We start from the raw sequence: 23,106 nt of genomic DNA on the forward strand, positions 1-23,106 counted from the left end.
AGTTGAATACGAGGGCCCACGAGTAGACCACACCCGTCAACAGGCGTCACATCCTCACAGCCGGGCTTGATCGAGCACCTGGTGCATCGTCACGACGAGGAGCGTCCGATTCGCGGCTGCCCCGGAGACGACGGCCGGCTCGTCGGCCTCGAGGAGAGTCATCAGCCGGTCGGTTGGGAGCGACGGGTTGGTCGCTGCTCGACGTCGCACGTAGTCGGTGTCGTCGGCCAGCAACGCCTCGATCGTTTCGAACGGAAGCCCGGGATGTGCTGCGGCGACGACCCGGTCATGCGGGTCGTCGGAGCGGGCCAGGGCAGTGGCGGCATCGGCGGGGAAGTTCTTGTGGGCGAGCATGTCCCAGCGGCTGTAGCTCTTCCAGCCGGCAGCAATGTGTGCCAGCAGCCAGCCGGGTGCGTTCGGCTGGCGTTCGCACACGAACAGTCGCACGGCGAAGCTCTCGTCGGCGGAGAGGATCCCGACGGCCTCGTCAGACAGATCGGTGCGCATGGCCAGCGTCTTCCGGAAGACTTGATGACGGCTTCGCGCGAAGGCGAGCTGATCGGGTTCGGACATGTCTTCGGCCAGCAGCCACTCGACGGCGTTGCCGCTGCTGCGGTCGTCGTACTCGACCGATACCGATTCCCGTAGCGCCGGATCGAGGCCGCGGCGTGCGACGACTGCAGCGCGGACCTGGTTGTCGGGATGGTGTGCCAGAGCGGCGACATGCTCGGGGTCCAGTGTCGGATTGGCTGCAACCGCGGCGCGCAGCGGCGGGTCCGTCAGGAAGCGGCCGGTCAGGTCGGCGTCCAGGGCCGCGGTCGCGGCGATCTGTCGCAGGAGACCCGCGCTGTTCGCCGGATCTGTGGAGGAGTCGATGTCGGCGAGCATGCCACGGGCGGCCTCGGCGGGAAGCGGACCGTCCAGACGAAGCAAGAGCAGCTCCCGGCCGAAGGCTCCCGTGGCCCGCGAAAGCAGTTCGCTGATCCGGGCGGTCGGCGCAGGGTTCCACTCGGCGGCGGCGATGGCGGCCGTTCGCGCATCGTCGTCGTCGAGCATCCTGGCCCGAATGTCGTCTGGTAGGTGGCGGTTGAACGCCAGGGCACGGCGGACCTTCGGCTCCGGGTCTCGGGCCAGTAGTTCGTAGACGTCGTCTGACAACGGCCCCGGGAAGCGACGTGCGTGCACGCCGACGGTGGTGAAGTACTCGGCACCTTCAGCCAGCCGACCACGCACCTGCGCGTCGACGTCTCGGGCGAGGACGATTTGGACCTCGGCGGGGAGATTCGGATTCGCAGCCAGCTCCGACCGCAGGTTCGCATCCTTGTCGTCGGCAAGGATCACCGCGGCCTGCGCGGGCAGGTCACGGCGCCGTGCGAGCTCGTTTCGATCGATGTTCGCCGCCGCGAGGCGAACAAGAGCCTCTGGGGGTGCGGAGGGGTTGCCTGCCAGGCCGAGCAGCAACACGGCCAGGTTCCGCTGCCTGATGACAGGACATTCGAAGGGAGCGGGCACCAATCCATGGTGCCAGGGCGCCTGTCAGTTCGGTGTCGAACATGATCGACGGTATCGACCACCACCAGGCTCCGTAGCGAGACCTGCGGAGCATGGACCCCATACGTCTCCGGCGATCACACAAGGTCACCAGCGGGCTGGGTTCTCGGGGAACCGGAAGGTGCGATCGCTGCCGGAAGACCCGAGCCGCGGGCTCCCTTTCGGCGGGGCCACGGCCCGTAGCGTTCCGGCAGGTCACGCCAGGGCGCCCGGGTCCGCGTCCGCCACCGTATGCCGTCGATCAGATGCCGACGGGTCCAGGTCCGCCGGCGGCCGGGGTGGAGGCGGTGAAGCGGTAGCGGCCGAGCACCGAGCAGGACCTATGCGGATGGCGATGTCGACGGAGTGGCAGTCGGCGGGACAAGAACACCGTCGACGATGTATACGGCCGCGTTCTGCGTGGGGATGTTGCCGCAGGCGATCGGCACACTGCCGTTGACCTTGAAGGAGTCACCTGAGCCGGAGGTGGTGAGGGTGCTGCCTTCAAGCGTGGTGAACGTGCCGTGGGGCAGTTCCGCCTTGGTGATTTTCTTGTTCTCGACCACGTGGTAGGTCAGCACCTTCTTGAGCTGAGCACTGTCGTTGAGAATCGCGTCCCTCTTGGCGGTGCCGAGCTTGTTGAACGCGTCGTTGGTGGGTGCGAATACAGTGCTGCCCTTGAGGCCCTTCAGGGTGTTCGCCAGGTCGGTCTTCTTGATGGCGTCGGCCAGCATGGACAGGTTGGGGTTGTTGTTCACCGCGGTGGTGACGTTCTCGTGCGCCATCTGTGCGGCACTTCCGTTGCCGCTCTGCGGCAGGCTGGAACAGCCTGGACCGAAGGGTTGCTCGCTTGCTGACGGCGACGCTGCGTTGGTGGCACTCGGCGACGAGTCGGAGGACGATGCCTGGGCCGTCACTATGCCAAGCGACAGAGGGAGGCTGAGCGCCGCTGCCACTGTGATGGCAACGGTACGAATGCGTACGGAGTTCATAGCGATTCCTCGTTCCCTACGGAGGAGGGCTTGAGCCTGGGGTCGACTGACTGCTGTAGAGGCCACCTGATAGGGGACTCCGCGTGCCGGGTGGGGATGCACACCACACCGGTCTTCCCGTCCTTTGATCGGACCTTCCACAATCTAAGCGCACATCACTCCGTCCGGCATCTTTCGGACTGATACAGCCGGCAGATCGGCTCGACGCGCCTCTGATGTCGTGCCCGGGCGCCTGCCCGCTTCGATCTCGTGCTGCTTCAGCCGGTTCCGCAGCGCCTCGCGGGAGCCGATGCGGAGCTTCTCGGTCACCGCCTGCAAATCGGCCGTCTCGTTCGGGTAGTCGTCGCGCACCTCGGCGACCATGCGCACTGCACGACCGCGGAGCTCGAGAGGGACCGCGGGGAGGCCCCTGGCCGCCATCGAGCGGCTGGCAGCGGGCGAGGAGCCCTCGGTGTACGGGGGAGACGGTGCCGTCCGCAGGGTGTAGCCCTGGCCGCGTCGTACGGTCGTCCCCTGGTCGAGCGCGGCACGCTCGGCGGGCTCCAGCTCGGTGATGCGGAGGCAGTCGGCGACCGTGCCCGGCATATCGAGGGTGACCGGAAGTTCCGGGGCGAGCGCGTTTTCAACGCTGGCGGTGTGGTAGGGCAGGAGGTCGCCGACGGCCGTGCAGATGGCGCCGCGGCTGACGTGGTGGCCGCGTACCTGGGCGGCGATGGACCGGCCGCCCAGGTGCGCGGCGCGTACGTCGGCGGTCTTCGCGGCCGCCACCGCGGGGCGGCGCCCGCCCTTGCTGCCCACGACATCGGCGGCGCGCAGTCCGTCGTAGGTCAGTTCGCGCTGGAATCGAGCTGGCCGGTGATGCTCTCACCCCGAGCAGATGGCGGCGTCGCCGAGCAAGGTGTTGGGACGGGAAGTCCGGTACGTACGGACGCCGCTGGCGGCGGTCGGCCTGACATGCAAGCGATATGGGCGTTCCTCAACGGCCCGGTCGGCCCTGGCAGGCATAGCTTCGGACCCAGTCGTTGACGGCGTCCCCGGTGACGTAGTCGCCGCGTTCCTTTGCGACGACCCGGTTCTGGAGGGTGCCGCGGGAGGTGAGGGCCCGGAAGAGCGCGCCTTCGCGGATGCCGAGGGCGTGGAGGCCTGTGAGGCAGTTCCTCACGGCCGCGACTGGGTCGAGGAGCGGGTCGTGGTCGGCGGGATGCCGGTGGGCTCGCCCCTTGGCCTCCTGGTCGGTCATGGAGGACCGGATGTCCAGGGGTGACGAAGTCGTCGTCGACCGCGACGTCGGCGATGGACAGATCGGCGACCTGGATCCTGCGGTTGAGGGCCCCCCGGCCAAGGAGGAGCATGCATCGGTCGCGGCGCCCCGCAGGTCGCACGTGGCGGCCATAGCCCGCAGTAGTTCGTCCGTGATAGGGGGCGCCTTACGCACCGTGGTCCGCTTCGCCCACGTCTTCTTGTACTCGTTCAGCATGCCCCGGGCCTGCTTCATACCCGGCTTCTGGTCCTCGGGCATCCAGGTCCGCTCCGTGGTCGTGGTTGAGCCAGACCCGCAAGGGCTTGTCCCACGGGTTCTCCCATCCGGCCGGGCGCATGCGGTGCGTGCTGTACCCCGCGGGCCGCTCGTGCGGTGCTGCTCGGTACGGATTCAGAGGGCCGTCCATATCGAGCAGAAGCAGAGGACGCCCATCCCTCTCGTTCCTCACGGGCGGCCGGGCCGGCCACCTCTTTGTCGTAGACCAGATGGAGGAGTACGCCGGTGTCGCACCGGACGCCGCCCGAAGGCTGTTTCACCTGCAGATTCACCTGTGCGGCACCGTGGACGGGGAGTCCGGCTCCGTCCCCCGGGCAGTAGTCACGGCGCGCCACGACTCCATCGGCGCCCTGATGACGGCCGCGACCTCCTCTGCGCTCAGCGACGCGGTCATGTTCCTCGCCCCGCTCGGCCCCGACGACCTGCGAGACGCGATTACCCGGCCCGTGGACGCGGTGCCCGGACTGTGGGTGGAGCACGGACTCGCCGACCGGATCGTGCGTGACGCGGCGGATGAGCCGGGCCGCATGCCCCTCGTGGAGTTCGCACTGACCCGTCTGTGGGACCAGCGCGAGCGGTCAATGCTGACCCACGGCGCCTACCAGGACTTCGGCGGAATTGCCGGCGCTCTTGCCGGGTATGCGGAGGATTCCTTTCGTGCCGTGGTCCGGGAAGAGGAAATCCCCCTCGCGCAGGCGCTCTTCGTCCAGCTGGCACGCCCGGCAGACCAAGGCGGCTATACCCGGCGTCCCGCACCGGTTACGGACATGAACCCCGCCGCGTTGGCGCTCGCACGCCGTCTCTCACCCGGAAAGCTGATTGTCTTCGGCCGCACCGATGGGGGCACGGAGATCGTGGACCTCGCGCAGGAGGCCCTGACCCGCCACTGGCCGCGGCTGGGAGGTTGGCTGGACGACAGCCGCAAATTCCGGTCCTGGCAGGAGGAACTGCGCCGAGACCTGGCACGCTGGAAAGAGGCGGGTGAGGAGACGGGCGCCCTGCTGCGTGGCAGCGTGCTCGAGGTGGCCGTCGAGCAAGCCGACCACCGACCTACCGAGATCACCGCACTCGAGCGTGCGTACATCGGTGCAAGCCGAAGGTTCGCACGGCGGGCACTCCGGCGCTGGCGGGCGCTGGTAGCAACACTTCTGGCTCTCTTGGTAGGCACCGGCGTGCTCGCCAATATGGCACTCGACAGCAGCCAGACGGCCGAACGACAACTGCGCACCCTCGCATCCCGCGCACTCGCCGACGAGTCCAGCGACAGGGCACACCATGATCCAGGGAGCTCGATCCAGCTGGCCCCCTGGCTGCCTGGAACGCAGACGACACCCCACAGGCACAGGAAGCGCTGCTGCACAGCCATGTCACCGGGGAGTACCTGCGCGCCAGTCACGTCGACCTCTGGCCGGGGCGGGCAACGCGTCTTGACGCCACACCGGACGGTCGCACCCTGGTGGTGTGGTCCAAGCCGGCGGGCGCCGCGCCCGTCGTGCTCTCCGTTGTGACAGGGGCAATGGACGGCTCTCCCGGGTCCTACGCACTGCGCGGGACGCGCACCGGCGACGTACGCTCCGAGATCAGCTCCGACGGCAATCTTCTCGGCCGACGGGCGAAGTCTGTTGGTGCAGAGCGCGGACGGCACCGTCCGCCGGTGGTCGGTGAACCAGCAGAAAACCACCGGACACCCCATGGCCGTGGACCACCTGGACAACGTGATCGCTCTGGCCTCGGACGGCACAGCGATCACGGAATCCGCCGACGGCTACGACCTGTGGGCGACTCGAACGGGCCGTCACATCGGCGCCTTCCCCACCGTGCTCGACATCAGGCGGACAGCGGTCGTCCACGAAGACCGCCTGGTCGCCTACGCCAAGGGCTGGCGGCAAACCTACGACCTACTTCGCGCGAACTGGTTCCCCCACCTCTGCTCCTCGGCCGGGCGTGATTACACCGAAGAGGAGCGCAAACGCTTCCTGCCCGCGGGCACCCCCTCGGGTCTTCCGTGCGAGAACGCGAGCCCCTGGCCTGGGGCGCCGACCGCCGACTGACCGGTCGATCACATCGGGGACCTGGTCCAAGAGCCCCTTGATCGCAAAGAGCAGCACGGAGACCACGCCAGAGAATGACGATGATGGCGGAGCAGTCCACCGATCCTGCATTCCGTGGGCGACGGCGATCTGACCCGGCGCGCCCGCATCCCGCACCCCTGCAGCCCAGCCGGCCGGAAGGCCGAGCCGGGCCGCGGGCGGTGGATCAGGAGGTGCGGCAGACCGTGCCGTTGAGGGTGAACGTCGTCGGGGTGGGGTTGGCGCCGTCGTTGGCTCCGACGAAGCCGAAGGTGGCGGTGGAGCCGCTACGCGGAGCCAGCTTGGCGTTGGCGCCGTTGTCGGTCACATGTACGCGCGTGCCCGAACTGGTGACGTTCGCGTTCCAGAAGCTCTGCACGGTCTGGCCGGTGGACGGCCAGGTGAAGTCCAGGGTCCAGCCGTCGATCGGGGAGTCACCTACGTTGGAGACCGTGACGGTGGCGACGAATCCGTTGCCCCATCCGCTGTCCACCCGGTAGTTGACCAGACAGCTGCTGTCGCGCGGAGCCGTGGTGGCGAAGGTCAGCGGCTCTGAGGGGCGCGAGAGGCGGCCTTCGGCGTCCCGGGCGAGGACGTTGACCGTGTGCTCGGAGCCCGGCGGCAGGTTGTGCAGCGTTGCCGAGGTGGAGGTCGAGGTGGCGAGCAACTGGGCGTTGGAGCCCAGGCGTTCATACACCTCGTAGCGCACCGCCTTGCCGTTCGCGGGGGCTGCCCAGCTCACCGTGGCGGTCGAGCTGCCCACGGCGGTGGTCTTCGGTGCGCCGGGCGCGCCGACCGAGGCCGCAGCGGCGTGCGGGGCGACGGTGATCGTGGTGATCGAGTACGGCGGCAGCACCGGGTCGCCCCCGGCGGTGGCGGCCACGCGGGTGACATCGGTGTCGCCGCGGCCGTAGCGGTGCATGACCGGCGCCTGGGCAGTGGGCGTGTATCCGGCATAGCTGATGTCCGCGGTGTGGGAGTTCAGCGGGTCTTTGTTGATCAGCATCACGCTCAACGTGCCGTCCACGCGGTGCACGGCGTGCGCGGAGACCTGGTCGCTGTCGGTGGAGGAGGCGACCATCGTGTCACCGGGACGACCCAGCTTGGTCAGCGACTTGATGCCGAAGTACGGGTGGAACGGCGTGTTCACGGCCGGCTGGCAGACGTCGTCGACGCAGCCGCCGCTGGAGAGAAGGCCGAAGTCGTTGAAGTCGGTGTCACCGTCTACCGTCTCCACTTTGGTGGGCCCGTTGTGGACGTTCCACCAGTCGACGTTGAAGACGCCGTTCTCCAGCGCCGTCATGTAGGTGTCCGCGGCGAACAGGCCGTTGGGCCGGCTGTTCATCTGAACGTTGGAGTTGACCTCGGTGAGCGCGATGCCGATCTTCGACGAGCGTTCTCCGGCGTACCGGTCGATCTGCCGGCGGACCTCGCGGAGCTGTCCGGGCAGCCGGGCGGTCCGGTCCAGGGCCTCGTCGGCGTTGGCGCCGCCCGGGTAGGAGTGCACGATGGCGAAGTCGATCGCCCCGGCGACCGTGGAAAGCACGGTGTGGTTCCAGTCGGCCGAGTCCCCAGCGCCGACGATGCCGTCCGGCCAGTCGCCCGGCGTGGTCAGCACGGCGCCGATCTTGATCGTCGGATCGACCGCTTTCATCGCCTCCGCGTAGGAGAGGACGTTGCGGGCGTACTCACGGGGGCTTTTGTCCGGGTGCTCGTCGGCCTCCCAGCCGCTGCCGTAGTGGCCGTTGCCGTAGATCTCGTTGCCAATCTCCCAGTACTTCGCCCCGTAGCTGCGGGTGACGTTGGCGTACCGGACCCAGTCGGCGGCCTCCTGCGGTGTGCCGGTGCCGTAGTTGGCGATGATCATCGGCTGGGAGCCGGAGGTGCGTACGCTGCTCATGAACTCGTCGAAAGTGGTGTGGGGCGCTACGTAACCGCCGGGCGCGGTGTGGTCCTTCCAGTGGTAGATGTCGCCGTAGGAGCCGCCTGGGTAGCGCATCACGCCGACGCCCGCCTCGCCCAACAGGCCGGTCACCTCGGGGTCGTTCATGTGCGAGTCCCAGAGCGCGTGGTTGACGCCGAACGCCGCCGCGTCGATGGTGCCGAGGCCCACCCCCGCGTTGACGGAAACCTCGACGGTCGACGCCTCGTCGGCGGTCGTCGCCATGGAGGCCTGAGCCGCGGCGGTCCGGCCGGTCGCGGCGGGCGCCGGGGGAGCGGCTGCGAGGGCGGCGACCGTGGATAGGGCGCAGACGAGCGCGGCTGCGGGGCGTCTGCCCACTGTTCTTCCGACTGCGCGGGACGGCCGGCCTAACCAACTGGTGCGAGGGAGGTGTGCGAGCGGCATGAACGTCCTCCTCGGGCGAGCGCCGCGTCGGCCGACGGGACGCCCGGTGTGGTCGGTGGGGTGCTTTCGGTGCGGCGGTGTGGGAGCGCTCCCAAAATAATGCGGGGGAGGCATGACTGCGTCAATGGTGCGGACCAGGACCATCTGATCTCCCGCCACCCGTAACGCGGCCTCGGCCTCTGTATGCCACCAGTCGGGCGGAGACGGGCCGGTGACGCGGGCGATCGGGTGGTCCGGGTACAGGCAGGACGCTAAGCCGTTTCCTCCGGATCACGTTGCTGACCGGACGGAGATGCCTGCCAGGGCGAGAGCTGCGAGGTAGATGGTGGCGGTCTTGTCATAGCGAGTGGCCAGGCCCTGCCACTGTTTGGAGAGGGGTTCGTGCGACCGACCCCCGTGTACTCCACGAAGGAATGACCAAGAGCGGATCATGGCCGGCCTGGAACACGATCCAGCCGCAGGGATCGCCTCGTGCAAGAAACTCGGACCCGTCCGGCGTACCCACCGCCGTACCGCATGGGTCGGAAGCCGCAGGCCTCCACCTCGTCGGATCCACGACGTCGCAGCTCGCAGGCCTGCACCTGGTGCAGAGGAGCGAATCGCCGCGGTGCCGCCGTCCGTGTCGGCGGAAAACCACGGGCGACGTGCCTCCGCCCGGAGAACGGGCGGGTTCTGCGCGTTCACGTGGGCCGGTCGCCGGGCCGTGGCGAAATCCTTCGTCCACGTTCCTCCACACGTGAGCGCCGCAACCGTCCCTCCTGCGTCAGCTCGCGATCGGCCGCGCCGGATTGCACTGCGATGACCAGCGCAGATGCAGGATTTCGCCATTGACGGGCCGAAAACCACTGGTTAGCTTCGTGGCATGACCCAGGAAGCACTCTCGGACACCGTCGACGAGCTGGACCGCCGCGTCATCGCGGCACTCCAGCTCAACGGCCGTGCGCCGTGGAGTGCGGTCGCCCGGTGGGTCGGCGCCAGCGAGACCACCGCGCAGCGCCGGTACACGGCTATGCGCGAGCGGGGGCTGGCGCGGGTCACCGGCACCCTGGAGCTGGACCGCACGCGGGAGGGCTCCTCCATGCTGGTCCGGGTGCAGGCCAGGCCCGGGCGCGGGCTGGAGGCCGCGGCCCGTTTCGCCGAGAGCCCCGACGTCCGCTTCGTGGCGGTGGTCACCGGTGCCGCCGACCTGATCGTCGACTTCGTTGCCCGTGACAACGAGGAGATGATGCGGATGCTGTTCACCGACCTTCCCGCAGCGGACCTCATCACGAGCACCGAGGCGGTCCCCGTCATCCGGGCGTTCACCACGGCGGGGATGTGGGACACCGGGCTGCTGCCCCCCGCGGCGGTCGCCGACCTGAGGCCGGACCCGGTGTCGCCCTTCTGCGACCCCGGCAGGGACCGTGCGCCACAAGCGCTTACCCTGCTGGAGCACGAGATCGCCGCAGCCCTGCGGGAGGACGGCCGGATCCAGGTCAGTGCGCTGGCCCGGCGGCTGAAGCACGCGCAGTCCAGCGTCGCGCGCGCCATGGACCGGCTCATCTCCCGCGGCATCCTCCAGTTCCGCACGCTCGTCGAACCCTCACTCCTCGGCTTCGACGCGGAGTTCATGGTCTGGCTCTCCATCGAGCCAGACCGGCTCGACGCCGCGGGCAGACAGCTCGCCAAGCACCCGGGAACGAAGTTCGTCAGCGCGTCGACCGGTCGCTTCAACCTGGTCGGGCACGTGGTGCTGCCCCGCCGTGCGGATCTCTTCCCCTACACCAGGGAAGTCATCGGCGCCCTGCCCGGGCTCCTCGCCTCCGACGTGACGCTGCATCTCGTCACCATGAAGTACTCCTGGCACCGGATGGTCCGCCCCACCTGAAATCACGGGCCCGGGGCGCTCGCACACCGTCGCCTGCCGCACACCTGAACATCCCCTTACCCCAGCCCTCATCCCTCCGTGGAGTCGTCATGCCCTCAGAAGACCTCGACCTGTCCGCAGGCAGCTGGCAGTGGCCCGAGTCCACATGGCGCGGGCACGTGGACTCCGTGCGCGCCGGACGGCGCCTCACCCCGGACCGCTGGCCCGGCGGAGCCCGTGTCGCCGTGGCCCTGTCATTCGACTCCGACCACGAGACGATCCCGCTGCGCGACGGCGAGACGAGCCCGGGGCGGCTGGCCCAGGGCGAGTACGGTGCCCGGGCCGGCGCTCCGCGCATCCTGGACCTGCTGGCCCGATACAGCGTGCCGGCCACGTTCTTCATGCCGGCCGTCTCCGCCCTCCTGCACCCCGAGGAGGCCCGCTCCTACACCCGGGACGGGCACGAACTCGCCGTCCACGGCTGGATCCACGAACGCAACATGCTCCTGGGACGTGACGACGAGCGCGAGTTGACCGCACGCGCCCTGGACACGCTCACCACGCTCACCGGACAGCGCCCCGTCGGCATCAGGACCCCCTCGTGGGACTTCTCCGAGTCCACCCTCGACATCATGCTCGACCTCGGATTCGCCTACGACTCCTCGCTGATGGCCGACGACGAGCCCTACGAGATCGTCGCCCACGGCCGGCCCACCGGCCTCGTCGAGATCCCCGTCGACTGGATCCGGGACGACGCGCCGTACTTCACGATGGACCGTTACGGATCGGTCCGCCCGCACAGCCGCCCCCGCGACGTGGGCGAGATCTGGCGGGACGAGTTCGACGCGGCCTACCGCGACGGCGGCGTCTTCCAGCTCACGCTGCACCCGCACGTCATCGGCCACCGCTCACGCCTGGTCGTACTGCGTGAACTGCTCGACCACATCGGCTCGCACCGCGACGTCTGGTTCGCCACCCACGCGCAACTCTGCGACGCCGCACGCACCTGCCTGGACGACACCTCCCCCTCCAGCCCCGCCCCTGACGCCCCGGAGCACCCCTGATGAACACCGGATCTGTCATGCCCGCCGGCCCGAGCAGGGACGAGGACAGCACGACCGCCCCGACGAAACTCAACAGTGCCCAGCGCAAAGCCATCGTCGCCGGCACCATCGGCAACACCGTCGAATGGGTGGACTGGGCGCTCTACTCGATCTTCGCGAAGATCATCGCGGATGAGTTCTTCCCGAAGGGCAACGGCGCGGTGGCGCTGCTGTCCACCCTCGCGGTGTTCGCCGTCGGGTTCGTCATGCGCCCCGTCGGCGCGGCGGTCCTCGGCGCCTACGCCGACCGGCGCGGCCGCAAGAAGGGCATGACGCTCACCGTCGCCCTGATGGCGGGGGCCGGCTTCATCATCGCCATCACCCCCTCCTACGAGCACATCGGCGTGTTCTCACCGCTCCTCCTGCTGGTCGCCCGGCTTGTCCAGGGATTCTCCGCCGGAGGCGAATTCGGCTCCTCCTCCGCCTTCCTCGTCGAGTCCGCCGCCCGGGGGCGACGTGCCTTCGCCGGATCCTGGCAGCAGGTGTCGGTTGCCGGCGGCGTCCTGATCGCCTCGCTGCTGGGCACCCTGACCACGTCCGTTCTCAGCGACGACGCCCTGCACTCCTGGGGATGGCGCGTCGCCTTCATCTTCGGGGGACTGCTGGGACTGGTCGGCCTGTGGCTGCGCGTCTCCGTCGAGGACACCGATTCCTTCGCCGAGGCCCGGAGCAGCGGACGCACCCGCACCAACCCCGTCAAGGCCATGTTCGTCGAGCACCCGGCCGCCACACTGCGGGTCACCGGCATCACGATCGCAGGCACCCTCACCTACTACATCTGGGTCAACTACCTCCCTACGTACGCCAATCTGACCACCGGCATCCCGCTCAAGACCGCACTGCTCTCGCAGACCCTGTGCCTGATCGTCTTCGTGGTCGCGTTGCCCTTCGCCGGACTGCTCTCGGACCGCCTCGGGCGCAAGCCGACGATGGCGGGGTTCGCCGCCGGCTTCGTGGTGCTGGCCTGGCCGCTGCTGCACCTGCTCGGCAACAGCTTCCTCAGCCTGTTCCTCGTCCAGCTCGTGGGCATGCTGCTGATTCTCGGCTACTCCGCCAACTGCGCCGTCGTCATGGCCGAGCAGTTCCCGCCCGAGGTGCGCGCCACCGGCATCGCCCTGCCCTACGCGCTCGCGGTCGCCGTCTTCGGCGGCACCGCCCCCTACGTCACCACCTGGATGCACGAGAGCGGCCACAGCGACCTGCTCTGGGTGTACGTGTCGGCCGCCTCCCTCATCTCCCTGGTCGTCTACCTCACGATGCCCGAGACCAAGGACAAGGAGTTCAACTGATGCCGCACGTACTCATCACCGGCGCGGCCGGCGGCATCGGCAGCGCCATCGCCGAGGCGTTCGCCGCCCGGGGGGCCACCCTGACCCTCGCCGACCGCGACCTCACCGCGCTCGAATCGACGGCCGCCCGCTGCGACGTGCCCACCGCCGTCCGGACCGCCGACCTGGCGGACCCCGAAGCCCCGGCAGCCCTGGTCGACCGGGCCTGGTCGGCTCTCGGCCCCGTGGACATCCTGGTCAACGCGGCGGGACTGTACCCGTCCCTGGACATGGCCGACGTCGACACGGCCTCCTGGGACAGGCTGTTCGCGGTGAATCTGCGCGCCCCCGTCCTGACGACCGCCGCCTTCGCCCGCCGCGCCATGGCCGAACACCGCCCGGGCGCCGTCGTCAACATCTCCTCCGGCTCGGCCCAACGCTCACGACCCGGCGGGGGCCCCTACGCCAGCTCCAAGGCAGCCCTGGAGATGGCAACCCGGGCGGCGGCCCTGGAACTGGGCGGCCACGGCATCCGCGTCAATGCGGTCAGCCCCGGCTTCGTCCTCGTCGACAGCGACTGCAACCCGGTCTCCGCGGAGTACGCCCGAGCCATCGGCGTCAACCCGCTGGGACGCCCCGGCGCACCGCAGGACATCGCCCGCGCCGTGTGCTGGATCGCCGGCCCCGAGGCGTCCTGGATCACCGGGGAAGTCCTCCGCGTCGACGGCGGGTCGAGCACCGGAGCCCACCACCTGCCCCGCATATGGCAGACCGACGACACCCGCGCCATCGCGGTCGGCACCACGACGGAGGAACACACCCGATGAACGACCAGAGCCCCGAACGCGCCGCCTACACCGTCGTCGGAGCGGGTGCCATCGGCGGCACCCTCGCCCACGCCCTGTCCCGCAGGGGCCACCCGGTCACCGTCATCGACACCGACCGCGCCCACGTCGACGCCATCCGGGCGCACGGACTCGTCGTCGCCCGCGGTGACAAGCGAACGAGCGTCCCCGTGCGGGCCGCCACACCGGAGGAGTACGACGCGGGCCCACTCGACCGGGTCCTGCTCGCGGTGAAGGCCCAGGCCACCCGCAGCGCCGTCGAGTGGATAGCCCCCCGACTGGCCCCGGACGGCTACGTCGTCTCCGTGCAGAACGGCTTCAACGAGGACCTGATCGCCTCACTCGTCGGCCCTGAACGCACCGTCGCCGCCTTCGTCAACATCTTCGCCGACGTCGTCGAACCGGGCGTGGTCCAGGACGGCGGCGCGGGCGCCCTGGTCATCGGCGAGTGGGGCGCCCCGGTCAGCGACCGCGTCCGTGACCTCGTCGCCGACCTGCAGAGCTGGGGCCCCGCCCGGGCCGACGACAACGTCGAGGGCCACCTGTGGGCCAAGGCCGGCTTCGGCGCCATGCTCGCCGCCACCGCCCTCACCGACGCACCCATGGCCGACCTCATCGACCGCCACCGTCCGTCCATGGCCGGGCTCGCCGAGGAGATCTTCGCCGTGGCCGAGCGGCGCGGCGTCACACTCGAGGCGTTCGACGCCTTCGACCCCGAGCCCTTCCGGCACGGAGCGGTCCCCGCGGCACGCGACACCGCCTTCGACCGCCTCACCGCCTGGCTGCGCACCCAGACCAAGGACCGCAGCGGCATCTGGCGCGACCTGGCCGTACGCCACCGGCCCGTCGAGGTCACCACCCACTACGCCGACGTCATCACCCAGGCCGCCGGCGAAGGACTGCCCACGATCCGCCTCCGGGCCGTCCTGGACGGACTGCGCGAACTGGAGTGCGCACCGCACACCATGTCCGAGGCCCGGCTCGACGCACTCGACCGCCTCGTCCAGCAGCCCGACCACCCGCAGCTGCCTGCGCGCAGCCAGGCCGCAGCCGTACAGCGCTGGCTCGACGACCACCGCGAGGAGATGGTCACCGACCTCGCCGCCTACACCGCGCAAGGCAGCTCCAGCGACGACCTGGACGCCCTGACCGACTGCCTCGCCTGGCTGCGCGACTGGCTCGACCGGCGGCTGGGCACTCCGGAGGACGAAGAGATCCTCCCGCGCGCCGACGCCGGAGACATCCTCGTCCGCCGCTACCCCGTCCGCGGCGCGACCACGGCCGACAGCCGCGCGGTCACGCTCGTGGGACACTACGACACCGTCTGGCCGACCGGCACGCTGGACACCTGGCCCTTCCGCCGGGAGCACGACCGCATCACCGGCCCCGGCGTCTTCGACATGAAGGCCGGCCTCGTCCAGGCGGTATGGGCCCTGCGCGCGCTCGACGAGCTCGGCCTGCCCCGGCCCGCCTGCACGCTCGTCCTCAACGGCGACGAGGAGACCGGCAGCCACGCCTCCCACGAGGCCGTCGTCGAGGCGGCAGCCGGTTCCCGGCTCGCCATGGTCTTCGAAGCGGCGGCCGACGGGTCCATCAAAACCGCCCGCAAGGGCGTCGGCCTGTTCACCCTCACCGTCACCGGGACCGAGGCCCACGCCGGACTCGACCCCACCGCCGGCGCCAGCGCGGTCGACGAACTCGCCCAGCAGATCCTGCACGTGAACCGGCTGCGCGACCACGAGGCGGGCACCTCCGTCAACGTCGGGGTCATCGAGGGCGGGACCCGCAGCAACGTCACCGCCGGCCGGGCCCGCGCCCACCTCGACATACGCGTGGCGTCCGACGCCGAACGGCAGCGCATCACGCGCGCCCTCGCCGGTCTGCGCCCCGCCGACACCCGTACCCGGCTGGAGGTCACGGGAGACTGGAACCGCCCCGTCTTCGAACGCAGCGCCCAGGTAGCGGAGTTCGCGGACCTCGCCACCGCGTGCGCGGAACTGCTCGGGTTCGGCCTCTCCGAGGCATCGGTCGGAGGAGCGAGCGACGGCAACTTCCTTGCCGCGGCCGGTATCCCCGTCCTGGACGGCATCGGCGCGGTCGGCAGCGGCGCTCACGCCCGATCGGAGAACACCTCCGTGTCCGGCATGGTCGAGCGGGCGGCACTGGCGGCCACTGTCCTCGTCGCGCTGGCCGGACGCTGAACACCCGGGCCGCCGTGCGTCACCTCGCCCGGTGAGGTGGCGCCGAGGGAACGAACACCTGCCCCGGCCCGGGCGCGCAGCGGCGGCGGAAGCGCCGGCGCCCGAAGAGCTGTGCGAGGACCCCGCCACACGGGGCCCGGGCGTCGCGGGGCTCCGGAAAAGCGCGGCGCGCCCGCACGCCCCCGCCGGGAGCGGCCGACCGCGTACGGGTGTCCCGTCTCGCCCCGGAGTGAGACGGGACACCCGTACGTACCCCTGGGCATGATCTGACCTGTCACCACAGCGGGACCCCGAGCGGCAGGGGATGCGCCGCGCGCGTAAAGGGCACGAGGAGTTGGTCCCCCTTCGCGAGCGGCCTCCACCCTGGCCTCGTCACCGGGGTGAGCGTGGTCCGTGACGGCAACTCGTAGGCCGATCGGGCAGTTTCTCGGGGACGGGGACGGGGACGGGGACGGGGAACCGGCGGCCGGCGGCAGGGTCTCGTGTCAGACCCGGCAGATAGCGTTTCCGGCGGAGGCGCGTTCCCGGGCCGGACAGCCCACCCCTCCGAGGAACACGCTCACCGAGAGAGAAGTCCCATGAAGAACCTGCCGGACACGGACGAAACCCTGCTGATCCGTACCGACCATTCCGACCAGGCCGCTTGGCAAGCCCTGCTCACGGCCGTCACCACGCCGAACAAGAACGGCTTCCTCGCGAACGTCCACGTGGTGGACGATGTCGCCTACAGCGACCTGACGACCGAACAGGCCGTCTCGGTGGCCCGCGCCCGGGGCGATCTGCTGATCGTGGCCGACACGACCGCCCTCACCGGGCCGGAGATGCCACTGCTGGCCGTCCTGCCCTTCGACGGGGATGAGGACGACGACTATGACGAGGACGAGGACGAGGACGGCGAGACGAAGCAGGAGCACGGCGAACTGCGCGTCATAGCCGCGGAGCTCTGGTCGATCGAGAACAACATCTCCCTCGCCAACATGGATTGGGAGGACTTCGTCAACGCCGCCGACGAGGGCGTTTTCCGGGGCTTCTGATCCGGGTGGCAGCGGTTTCCGGCACACCGGCGCGCATCGCCCGGTGCGGCCGGGTCCACGACGTTCCGCTCCCGTCAGAGGCGGCGGACTCACTGCCGATGAAACGGGCGCGACCGAAAACGTCCCACACCCCACCGCCGCCCTTTCTCCGCTCGATCGTGCGTTTTCCCTTGACGGAAGGCAGTCGTCCGGCCAAGGGTGGCCCTCAACCATTGACAACGTTGTCCAACGCGGGTCCGTCGCACGACGCGTACGCCTGCCCCAGGACCGCCGCGAGAGCCCGTCAGAGGAGAACCATCATGGGCCCGACCTCCCTGCCCCTCGGCCGCCGCCGTCTGCTCCAGATCCTCGGTGCATCCGGAGCCGCGGTATCCCTGCCACTGGGCGCAGGTGCCCTGCCTGCAGCGGCGCCCCCTCATGGAACAGCGGGTGAGAGCGCCCCGGAGGACGTGGTCGCCGCCACGTACTACCGGGTCCTGCTGCGGCACACCCGCTGGTCCGAGACGCAGTGGGACGAGGCCCGGGGCATCTACACCGACAAGTCCTTCGGTTTCGCGGTGGTGCTCGGCCACGCCGTGCTGCTGACCCGGGGCAGCTACGACGCCGAGCTCGCCGGCGTGGACCGGGACACCCTCAGGCGGCGGACCCTGGCGACGCTGCGGCACTTCGCCGCCTCCAACCGGCTGACCGGCGGCACGCAGTGGGGCCGCACCCTGTTCTTCGACACCACGTTCCAGTCGTACTTCGTGCTGGCCGCCCGGCTGCTGTGGGACGAACTGGACGCGCAGACCCGCTCCCTGGTCGACACGATCGTCCGGGAGCAGGCCGCGTACACGCACGCCCTGGGCACCGGGGACGACCCCGCCTCCGGATCCTGGACGCCGAACGGTCCGGCGGGCGGACACGTCGGCGACACCAAGCTGGAGGAGATGGGCATCTACGCCCAGGCGCTGGCCCCCGCGCTGGCCTGGGCCCCGGACGACCGGCGGCGCGCCGAGTGGGCCGTCGGTTACGGCGCCTGGTCGCGCAACGAGGCCGGCCTGCCGGAGGCCGACCTGGCCAACCCGGCCCGCGTGGACGGCGTTCCGGTGGCGCGGAACACCGCCCGGAACGTCTACGACACGTTCATCGTGGAGAACCACGGCTCATTCGGCCCGCATTACCAGGCGGAGCTGTGGCGGACCTCGGGGCGCAACGCGGCGCACTTCCTGGCCGCGGGGGAGCCGCTGCCCGAGGTGCTGACCCGGCAGCCGAACGCCGGACCGCTGTGGCGGACCCTGCTGGGTGTGATGTCGGACGCGGGTGAGCCGCTGATGCCGATGGTCAACGACAGGGAGCATCTCTACGGCCGGGATGTCATCCCGCTGGCGTTCCTGTCCCGGGTGATGGGCGACCGGGCGGCGGCCCGCGCCGAACAGGACCTGGCGGAAAGGCTGGAGGCCTACCAGGCGTACCCGCCCGAGTACCGGCTCGCGAAGTTCTCGGGTGAGCCGAAGTACGAGCCGGAGGCACGCGCCGAGCTGGCCATCAGTTATCTGCTGCACGTGTGGCCCGAGGCGGGCCGGCCGGTCGTGCCGCTGTCGGGCCAAGAGCTGTTCGCGTACGCCTCCGGGGTGACCGACTTCGGGGAGGGGCCGGGCCTGGTCGCGCACCAGTCGCCCGCAGCCTGGGCGGGCGCGGTGTCCAAGCCGAAGTTCGTGAAGTTCGCCTGGCAGCCCGGCCACGACGACTGGCTGTTCCGGATCAGCGGCAGCACGCCGATGTTCCTGCCCTCCACCGCCGTCGAGGTCACCGGCCGCTCTGTCCGCACGCACACCACTCCGCGCGACGGGTTCGACGGGAGCGCGACGCTCCTACGACTGAAGAACGGTTTTGCTGGCTTCACCACGCTGCCCACCGGCGCGGTCGTCCATGCGGCCGGCGGCCCGGACACCGTGGGCGGCCGACTCGAGGTGCACAACCTGACCATGCCGGGCGTGGCGGGCCTGGACGGCAGCCGCACGTACCGCTTCGCAGAGGGCTCGGCGAAGGTCGCGTCCCGGGACTCCTCCGGAGGTTCGACCGGCCGGGTCGACGAGCTCCCCTTCGACCGTGCGACGGTGCGGCACCTGCGGGTCCTTGGCGTGACGCCCGATCCGGCCTACGGATACTCGCTGTTCGCTGTGGAGGCACGGGACGGAGCGGCCGGTCCCGACCTCGCGCGCGGCGGACGGGCGACCGCCTCCTCGTACACACCGGGCAGGGGGCCGGAGCTGGCCGTCGACGGGGACGACACGACGCGCTGGGCGGTCTCCACCGCCGACCGGCCACGCCCCGACAGCTGGCTGGCGGTGGACCTCGGGGAGCCGCGCGCCCTGGACCGGGTCACCCTGCGCTGGGAGAGCGCGGCAGGCCGCAGCTACCTGGTACAGGGCTCGGACGACGGCGAGCGGTGGACGGACCTGGCCGACGGCCCCGCCCCGGCGCTGCGCAGCACCGGCGGCTGGCTGGACGTCGACGGCCGGGCCGGACTGGTGGTGCGCGGCGGACGCGGCCCGCTCGCGGTGTACGGGGACACGATCGTGCCCGCGGAGGACGACGAGGGCCCGCTGCTGGTGGAGGGCCACTGCGGAGTGTCCACCGCCGAGCTGGAGGCACTCGCCCGCCGGCCTACGCCCACGACCGGGGACGACCGGGTGCAGGCGGCGGTCACGGACGGGCACCTCAGCCTGTTCAACCTCTCGGACCGGGCGGTGCGCACCCCGGTCTCCCTGGTCCAGGAGAGCCGTCACCGGGAGGTCTACGAGGGCGAGCAACTGGTGACCGGGAACGGGCTGCGCTACGAGGCGCGGCTGGAGGCGGCGTCGGCGTTGCTGCTGCCGCCGCGGTTCACGCTGGTCGCGCTGTCGGGGCGCTCGCTGCCCGACGGGCTGCGGGCGGAGGTCGTGGACGCCGCGACGGTCCGGCTGTCCGGTCCGGCCTGCCGGGTGCGGGTAGAGGCGCAGGGCCGCAGCACCGTGGTGACGGTGCGGCCGGGCCGGGTCACGGAGACCACGGTGCGTGGGGCCCTGGCGTACCCGACGACGGACCAGGCTCTGGGCCGAACCGTCTTTCCGAACGCGCCGCTGCCCGCAGGGATGTCGGAACCCGCCGCGGCGGTGGACGGTGATCCGGACACGGTGTGGCGGCCGGGGCGCGACGGCCGGATGGTCGTGGACCTCGGTGCGCGACGCGCGGTGCAGCGGGTGGAAGCCGAGTGGTTGACCGGAAACGTCCCGGCGATGTCCGTGGAGTTCAGCGACGACGGGATCCGCTACCGCCGGGCGGGCGCGTTGACCGGCCGCGGCCGGGAGAGGACCCTGCGGGCTTCGGGCTCCCCCCGCTATGTGGCGCTGCGCGTGTCCGGCGCACCTGAGAGGAGCACCGGTCTCGTGCGGCTCTCGGTCCACTGAGCGCACGGGAGCCGGTGCCGGCACCGGCTCCCGTGCGGACCGTGTGCGAGGTCCTGGCGCCGAAGAGACGGCCGGAAAGAGAGACGTTGCCGCTCCGGCCCAGGATCACCACGCCCCCCGAGCCGCGGAACGGGACCGGGACGGCGCGGTGTTCGGCCCGGTCCGGCAGGGAGGATGCACCGGTCCTCCAGGTGACAGCCGGGGACCGGTGCGTTCCTGTCAGGCCGGGTGCCCGGAGGGCCTCGTGATCCTGTACGAGGTCCGGAGCCGCCCAGGTGGCGTTCCGCCGGTCCGTGGTTACCCAGCCAGGAGGCGGCGGGGGAGGGGCGGGGCGACCGGTGCGGTACGAGCCCGAGAGAGCGCGGCCATGTACCGGGCCGTCGCCGGCCGAGGCTCGGAATGAGAAAGCTCTGCGGGCCTGGATCGCTGAGCGCCCTCCTGGCGCTTGTGAAGAGCCCGCAACTGCAAAGAACGGCCCTGACGGCACCGGTACCTGTGGATGCCGCGCTCTGGGCCGAACTTGCCTTCCCGCCCCGCCGAACCAGGCTGCCGGTGGGCGGCGGACTGCCAGCAGGCGTCGAGCGGGACGACCCGCTGCCGCCGCACCCTCGGTACCCGTTCGAGCCGTCGAGGGAGGCGTTCCGGTACACGCTCACGCGGAAGCCCGCCGTCAGGGACCCGTGGCTGCGGGCGATCTACGACCGAGGATGCTGACCTGCCAGAAATGGTGCGGACCACGTCGGAGCTGGGACCATGAGGTCCCCTGATCACGCATGGTGACCGCCATCACGCATTCAGCTTCAGTAGTTCAGAGAAGACCTGCGCTGACACCGCGAAATGCTCGCCACCCCGCGAGGACCACTGTGTACACGGCGCCGGTACGCGCCGCTGTGCGCGCACGAAGGCAGGGCCGAGGTCGTAGCCCGTTGCCGTCGACGCCCACGAATCGGAGTGACACGGTAAGCCCCCTGCACCACAGCGGGACGCTGCAGCACAGGGGCCCTGCGGGTGCTCGTGATCAGGCGCCGATATCGCGCCGCCGGAAGTCTTCCTGCGTCTCACGTCGCACCAACAGACGGGCCGAGCCATCGTGCACCGCGACGACCGGAGGACGGCCGACCAGGTTGTAGTCGGAAGCCATGGACAGTTGGTAGGCGCCGGACACCGGCACGGCGAGCAGATCGCCGGGGCGGACGTCTCCGGGCAGCAGGACATCAGCCGCGAGGATGTCGCCCGCCTCGCAGTGCCGACCTACGACCGTGGTGGCGACCGGCTCGGCGGTCGTGGAGCGGCCGATCAGCCGCGGCGCGTAGCGGGCCCCGTACAGAGCGGGCCTGGGGTTGTCGCTCATACCGCCGTCGACTGCGACGAACATCGTCGACCCGGTGGGCTTGACGGCGAGTACGCGGTACACCGCCACACCTGCGGGGGCCGCTACCGCCCGCCCGGGCTCGATGACGAGTCTCGGCACGGGCAACCCCGCTGCCGCACAGCTCGCGGAGAGTTCCCCGTTCAGACGGTGTGCTAGCGCGGTCAGGTCCAGTGCGCTTTCCCCTGCCCGGTACGCCACGCCATGCCCACCTCCCATGTCGAGTTCCGGGAACGTGACGCCGTGGCTCTCCTTGATCCGGGCCATCAGCCCGACCATCCGGCGCACGGCCACCAAGTAGGGCTTGACGTCGGTGATCTGGGAGCCTATGTGGCAGTGAAGGCCCGTCAGTTCGAGCTGCGGCTGGCCGAGGACCCGGGCGATGGCGTGCTGGGCGGAACCATCGGTGAGGGACAGGCCGAACTTCTGCCCGTCCGTACCGGTACGGATCTTCTCGTGCCCGCCTGCGGAGACGCCCGGCACCACCCGCACCATCACTTTCTGCCGACCGCCGGAGCCGACTTGGGCGGCAAGTCGAGCGATCTCCGAGGGGCTGTCGACGACGATCCGTCCGACCCCGAGTCGCAGCGCGGTCTCGATGTCCCTCGGGCTCTTCGCGTTCCCGTGCAGCACTATCCGTGCCGCCGGAAACCCGGCCATGACGGCGAGTTCGAGTTCGCCGGCGGAGCAGGCGTCGAGGCCGAGTCCCTCCTCGTCGATCCACCGCACCATCGCCCGGGACAGGAACGCCTTGGCGGCGTAGAGCACATCGGCGTCAGGGAAGACGGCCCGGTACGTCCGGCACCGTGCCCGCACCTCGCCCTCGTCCAGCACATAGGCCGGGGTGTCGAACCGCTCGGCCACGTCGGTGAGCGAGACCCCGCCGACACTCAGGTTCCCGCCCGGGAGGCGGGCGGTGGAGGCCGGCCAGACGGACAGATCATCCAGTTCGGCCGAAGGCCCGGTGAGAACGGGAGCGGACATGACTGCATCTCCTCGGAAGGCGGGTGTCGAAGCGTGAGTCACAGCGCGCGGACCGGCTGTGCGGCCGTGTGCACCGGCTCCGCGGTGACTGCGGGGGCCGAAAGGGCGGGGTCGAGGACGAGCCGTTCCACGCCGAGAGGAGCCGCGAGGGAACGGAGCGCGGGCTCGGAGAGCCTGATAGAGGACTGACCGGCACCGAGGGCCGCCGTCAGCAGGTCCTGGCGGGTGAAGCCGACGGCGGTCCGCTCCCCCATGGGGGAGCGGAACATCCGTAGCGCGGGCCCCGCTGCTCCAGGCCGGACTGGTACGTGGAGCAGCCCGGCAGGGGCCCGTTCTTCGGGGTCGGGGTCGTCGTCGTACTGGGAGAGGCACATGGGTTCCTCCGAAGGATCCGCGGGAGGCGGTTGCCGGCGCGTGGCGTCGAAGCTATGCCCGCCCCTGGGGTGACTGCTTGGTCACCTGACGCAACTTTGACGCCTGTCGTCCGGTTCATACGGATCACTGACGCCCGGAGCCCTCGGACCGCCGTTCAATGTAGTTCCGGGACAGG

Annotated in this window: 16 protein-coding genes and 1 pseudogene; 9 read left to right on the plus strand and 8 right to left on the minus strand. The window is 70.4% G+C overall.

Features of this window, described 5'->3' with window-relative positions; all coding sequences use genetic code 11:
• Positions 1 to 54: 54 nt before the first annotated feature.
• The 5 genes and pseudogenes from IA22_RS0131055 to IA22_RS37350 all read right to left on the minus strand — a co-directional run bounded on the left by IA22_RS0131055 (position 55) and on the right by IA22_RS37350 (position 3,762).
• Entirely contained in the window at positions 55 to 1,464 is a 1,410-nt protein-coding gene (locus IA22_RS0131055) for a hypothetical protein (RefSeq protein ID WP_030125518.1), read from the minus strand.
• 257 nt (positions 1,465 to 1,721) lie between these two features.
• Positions 1,722 to 1,868: pseudogene (locus IA22_RS38360) on the minus strand (transposase); the annotation flags it as partial.
• A 3-nt stretch (positions 1,869 to 1,871) separates the two neighbouring features.
• Positions 1,872 to 2,522: a fasciclin domain-containing protein gene (locus tag IA22_RS0131060; protein ID WP_030125519.1), complete on the minus strand. Its 651-nt coding sequence runs from the start codon at positions 2,520 to 2,522 to the stop codon at positions 1,872 to 1,874.
• A gap of 144 nt (positions 2,523 to 2,666) precedes the next feature.
• Positions 2,667 to 3,320, minus strand: a complete 654-nt coding sequence (locus IA22_RS37805; protein WP_237691289.1) for a hypothetical protein — start codon at positions 3,318 to 3,320, stop codon at positions 2,667 to 2,669.
• 178 nt (positions 3,321 to 3,498) lie between these two features.
• A complete protein-coding gene (locus tag IA22_RS37350; protein ID WP_030125520.1) occupies positions 3,499 to 3,762 on the minus strand; it encodes a hypothetical protein in 264 nt (87 codons plus the stop codon).
• 356 nt (positions 3,763 to 4,118) lie between these two features.
• On the opposite strand from IA22_RS37350, the gene IA22_RS0131075 reads away from it, so the two are divergent.
• Positions 4,119 to 5,567, plus strand: coding sequence for an nSTAND1 domain-containing NTPase (locus IA22_RS0131075; protein WP_413251702.1), 1,449 nt, complete (start codon positions 4,119 to 4,121; stop codon positions 5,565 to 5,567).
• A gap of 117 nt (positions 5,568 to 5,684) precedes the next feature.
• Positions 5,685 to 6,110: a hypothetical protein gene (locus IA22_RS0131080; RefSeq protein WP_167337647.1), complete on the plus strand. Its 426-nt coding sequence runs from the start codon at positions 5,685 to 5,687 to the stop codon at positions 6,108 to 6,110.
• A 205-nt stretch (positions 6,111 to 6,315) separates the two neighbouring features.
• Here the strand turns inward: IA22_RS0131080 and IA22_RS0131085 are convergent, their stop codons facing one another.
• Complete coding sequence (locus IA22_RS0131085; RefSeq protein ID WP_030125523.1) at positions 6,316 to 8,475, minus strand: cellulose binding domain-containing protein; 2,160 nt, start codon at positions 8,473 to 8,475, stop codon at positions 6,316 to 6,318.
• A gap of 862 nt (positions 8,476 to 9,337) precedes the next feature.
• Here IA22_RS0131085 and IA22_RS0131090 point away from each other — a divergent pair.
• The 7 genes from IA22_RS0131090 (at position 9,338) to IA22_RS0131120 (ending at position 20,203) form a co-directional block, all read left to right on the plus strand.
• Positions 9,338 to 10,342, plus strand: coding sequence for an Lrp/AsnC family transcriptional regulator (locus IA22_RS0131090; RefSeq protein WP_014158263.1), 1,005 nt, complete (start codon positions 9,338 to 9,340; stop codon positions 10,340 to 10,342).
• An 89-nt stretch (positions 10,343 to 10,431) separates the two neighbouring features.
• Positions 10,432 to 11,385 (plus strand): polysaccharide deacetylase family protein, encoded by a 954-nt coding sequence (locus IA22_RS0131095; protein ID WP_030125524.1) that lies wholly within the window; start codon positions 10,432 to 10,434, stop codon positions 11,383 to 11,385.
• A 17-nt stretch (positions 11,386 to 11,402) separates the two neighbouring features.
• A complete protein-coding gene (locus IA22_RS0131100; RefSeq protein ID WP_386185750.1) occupies positions 11,403 to 12,713 on the plus strand; it encodes an MFS transporter in 1,311 nt (436 codons plus the stop codon).
• Positions 12,713 to 13,519 (plus strand): SDR family NAD(P)-dependent oxidoreductase, encoded by an 807-nt coding sequence (locus IA22_RS0131105; RefSeq protein ID WP_030125525.1) that lies wholly within the window; start codon positions 12,713 to 12,715, stop codon positions 13,517 to 13,519. The genes IA22_RS0131100 and IA22_RS0131105 overlap by 1 nt, the downstream gene beginning before the upstream one ends.
• Positions 13,516 to 15,738, plus strand: a complete 2,223-nt coding sequence (locus IA22_RS0131110) for a 2-dehydropantoate 2-reductase (protein ID WP_030125526.1) — start codon at positions 13,516 to 13,518, stop codon at positions 15,736 to 15,738. The genes IA22_RS0131105 and IA22_RS0131110 overlap by 4 nt, the downstream gene beginning before the upstream one ends.
• Before the next feature lie 578 nt (positions 15,739 to 16,316).
• Positions 16,317 to 16,772, plus strand: coding sequence for a DUF6924 domain-containing protein (locus IA22_RS0131115; protein ID WP_030125527.1), 456 nt, complete (start codon positions 16,317 to 16,319; stop codon positions 16,770 to 16,772).
• Positions 16,773 to 17,071: 299 nt separating this feature from the next.
• Entirely contained in the window at positions 17,072 to 20,203 is a 3,132-nt protein-coding gene (locus tag IA22_RS0131120; RefSeq protein WP_030125528.1) for a discoidin domain-containing protein, read from the plus strand.
• 1,018 nt (positions 20,204 to 21,221) lie between these two features.
• Here IA22_RS0131120 and lysA read toward each other — a convergent pair.
• Both lysA and IA22_RS0131135 read right to left on the minus strand, forming a co-directional pair.
• Positions 21,222 to 22,556 carry a diaminopimelate decarboxylase gene (gene lysA, locus IA22_RS0131130; protein ID WP_030125530.1) on the minus strand — a complete coding sequence of 445 codons (1,335 nt, stop codon included), beginning with the start codon at positions 22,554 to 22,556 and terminating at the stop codon, positions 21,222 to 21,224.
• A 38-nt stretch (positions 22,557 to 22,594) separates the two neighbouring features.
• Positions 22,595 to 22,930, minus strand: a complete 336-nt coding sequence (locus IA22_RS0131135; protein ID WP_014158271.1) for an SAV_915 family protein — start codon at positions 22,928 to 22,930, stop codon at positions 22,595 to 22,597.
• Positions 22,931 to 23,106: the final 176 nt, after the last annotated feature.

It is taken from the genome of Kitasatospora papulosa (assembly GCF_000717245.1).
GTDB classification, from domain to species: Bacteria; Actinomycetota; Actinomycetes; order Streptomycetales; family Streptomycetaceae; genus Streptomyces; species Streptomyces papulosus.